This is a genomic window from Paenibacillus pseudetheri (assembly GCF_924513355.1).
Taxonomy (GTDB): Bacteria; Bacillota; Bacilli; order Paenibacillales; family Paenibacillaceae; genus Paenibacillus_AQ; species Paenibacillus_AQ pseudetheri.
In genome coordinates this window covers 1-2,877 of sequence record NZ_CAKMAB010000081.1, presented here as the reverse complement: position 1 = coordinate 2,877, position 2,877 = coordinate 1, and the positions used below count along the sequence as shown (strand labels likewise).

Sequence of the window (2,877 nt, the reverse complement as noted above, 5' to 3'; positions counted from 1 at the left end):
GTAGTTCATGTTCTGATTCTCCTTGTGTAGGGGTGGTGTGGTAACTTCATTCTACACGAATCAGTCATGGGCTATTTTTTTATTCTCTTAGCAGCTGTCGCACTTCATATTACAATCCGTCATTAAGAAATACATGAAGCAGAGAAAATGAGGCCAGGTATTTTAATACATGACGGTGCAGTTCATTCAAGAGCAAACAAAGACAGTAGGCGACTTGGCGGAATAGCTCAACATCTCAAAAAGTACCCTGCATCAATGGATGAGCCAGTATCGGGAACTAAAGAATGAACCGGCAGCCAGCATGGATCGAGTACGGGAACTTGAGGCACAGTTGAAAGAAATAAGCCGTCAACTTCAAGAAAAAGATAACAAGATTGCCGATGTGGAAGAGGAATTAGCGATTGTAAAAAAAAGAAGTGCACATCTTCAGCAAACCAAGGAACTGAGATTCCAGTTTATTGAAAAACATCGCTCCGAGTTTCGCTTGGAGAAGATGTTCACGACTCTACATGTGTCACGGAGCGGGTACTACAAGTGGCGGACAGAAAAACACACACACATAAGCTTCGTAAGGCTGCAATAATGAAGCGAATTCAGTATCATTTTGCTGACCATCAAAAGCGGTATGGGAGTCCGAAGATCACCCTCCTCTTACATTAAAAAGGCTATGCCATTACCGAACGCACTGTAAGCGTGTATATGCGACATATGAAGCTTCGCTCCATTGTGTCCAAAACGTATCGTGTGCAAACTACCGACCCGAATCATGACCATCCGATCGCTCCGAACACCCTGAACCAACAATTCAAGATCCTCAAACCCAACAAAGTATGGGTCACTGATATTACCTATATTCCTTGCCGGGAAGGCCGCTTATACCTAGCTAGCGTAATGGATCTGTGCACGCGTGAAATCGTAGGGTGGCGCCTGGAGAAACATATGGAAACCAGCCTGGTTTTGGGCGCCTTGCAAGATGCTTACGCAGCTAAACGACCCAAAGAGGGCCTACTGCATCATTTCGACCGAGGTTCTCAATATACTTCTTATGACTACGCTAAACAGTTGAAGGATTACGGCATGGAGTCCAGCATGAGCCGTAGAGGTAACTGTTATGACAACGCCTGTATCGAATCGTGGCACAGCATTTTGAAGAAGGAACTCATCTACTGTAATCCGCGCTTTAAAACCAAGGAGCAAGCCTAACAGACACTTTTTCAATATATTGAGTTTTACTATAACCGCAAGCGAATGCATGGCGCGCGGGGGTATCTTTCTCCAGTTCGTTTTGCTGAGCAATTGACTAGAATGTCTGTTGCGTGACTGTCCACTTTCTTGACAGAGCTCCACAGCAGATCTTATTAGTAGCTTTATTCTGTTTTTGGCTTGCTATCGAACCCAAATGAAGTTATTGGCCTGAAAAGTACCCAATATTATGATCTAAAGAAGCAATAAGGTTACTGGAGTCCGAAACCCTGCACAAAAGACGTTATTTTGTAAATAACGTCATCTGAGTCCAAAACTCGAAGAAGAGGACTCTCTCCGTTAGTGGAAAATAATGTTAGAATATCTTATATTTAGATATACAATACTTCCTGGGAGGAGCAATAATATGCGCATTTTCATATATATAGGATTGGCTTTATTTGTGATCTCTGGTATATGTGTTGGCGGATTTACGACAGGTACTCAGCAAAGAGGGAATTATTATTCGGAATCCAAAGAAGATCGTAAAATTAAAAACAAAGTAGCGAAATGGTCTGCTTTAGGAGGGGTTCTTTCCTTGGCTATAGCTGGACTAGTATATTTGTTGTGATATTTACCTCACTCAAGTTCAAGAGTGGTAAAGAGTGCAATATATGACTTTTTACAAGAACCTTTAGACCCTTGATGTCTTTGCCGTTGAGGTTTTTTGTATTTATAATTCTAGTAAAATGGAATTTAATATAACAGTCACAATTATTCTTATCATCTGACATTATTTTATATTTTTCTTGCAAAGGTATATCTTTCATAGGATAATATGGGTATATTTTCCTAGCAAAAGTTGGAAATGGATATTATCTGAGAGGAAGTAGACAATTGAAAACAAAGAAACCTTTTTTTAAAAAATGGTGGTTTTGGCTCATTATTGTTTTTGTTGTAATAGGGGTGATTGGATCACAGGGGAATGATAGTGAACCTACAGTATCAAAATCAGAACCAGCAGTGGCAAAGGTAGATGATACTGCAGCAACGGAGAAACCGGTCGGAACGGAAAAGCCTACCAGCAAGCCTACTGAAGAGCCTAAGGAAACGATGATAACTGAAGTTGGACAAACCATCACAACGAAGAATTTTAAGCTTACAGTTGATTCTCTGGAAAAGCCTAAAGGAAATGATTATGTACAACCATCAGAGGGTAATGAATTTGTAGAAGTCGGAATTATACTTGAGAATATTTCCAGTAAAGATTATATGGTAAGCTCCATGCTAATGTTCAATGCATACCAAGATAGCTTCTCTATAAATGAAGATCTCATGGCTCATACTTTGGATAGTCAAGTAGGAACGATGGACGGCGCTTTAGCTGCGGGAAAGAAAATTCGTGGCAAACTCGCTTACCAGCTTCCTAAGGATTGGAAAGAACTTGAAATTAATACTGATTTTACGGTTTTAAGTTTTAGTTCAGATGGAGAAATCAAAATCGTTCTTCAAAATAAATAGGATATTTCACATATAAGAGTCTCGCCAAAGCTGGCGGGGCTTTTTTTATTGTTAGCGTGCCCAGAGGCACGCATTATCTAGTTGGTGAAAGTCCAACCGAAGGAGGGGCCAAGCCACCTTTGTAGCTAGGATGCTTGCGCATGGCGAAATCTGTGTGTAAAAGCGCATCGACAA

The 2,877-nt window shown here is 40.7% G+C and carries 4 protein-coding genes and 1 pseudogene; all 5 read left to right on the top strand.

Annotated elements, in window-relative coordinates:
• Positions 1-259: 259 nt before the first annotated feature.
• The 5 genes and pseudogenes from L1028_RS30800 to L1028_RS30785 all read left to right on the top strand — a co-directional run bounded on the left by L1028_RS30800 (position 260) and on the right by L1028_RS30785 (position 2,703).
• The gene (locus L1028_RS30800) at positions 260-583 is read left to right on the top strand and encodes a hypothetical protein (protein WP_234541952.1); all 324 of its coding nucleotides are present in this window, start codon (positions 260-262) and stop codon (positions 581-583) included.
• A gap of 89 nt (positions 584-672) precedes the next feature.
• On the top strand, positions 673-1,203 hold the full coding sequence (locus L1028_RS30795) for an IS3 family transposase (protein WP_279306942.1): 531 nt from the start codon (positions 673-675) through the stop codon (positions 1,201-1,203).
• A gap of 12 nt (positions 1,204-1,215) precedes the next feature.
• Positions 1,216-1,320, top strand: a pseudogene (locus L1028_RS31845) (IS3 family transposase); the annotation flags it as partial.
• A 289-nt stretch (positions 1,321-1,609) separates the two neighbouring features.
• Positions 1,610-1,813: a DUF5316 family protein gene (locus L1028_RS30790; protein WP_234541950.1), complete on the top strand. Its 204-nt coding sequence runs from the start codon at positions 1,610-1,612 to the stop codon at positions 1,811-1,813.
• 266 nt (positions 1,814-2,079) lie between these two features.
• Positions 2,080-2,703: a DUF4352 domain-containing protein gene (locus L1028_RS30785; protein WP_234541949.1), complete on the top strand. Its 624-nt coding sequence runs from the start codon at positions 2,080-2,082 to the stop codon at positions 2,701-2,703.
• The last annotated feature ends 174 nt before the right edge of the window (positions 2,704-2,877 follow it).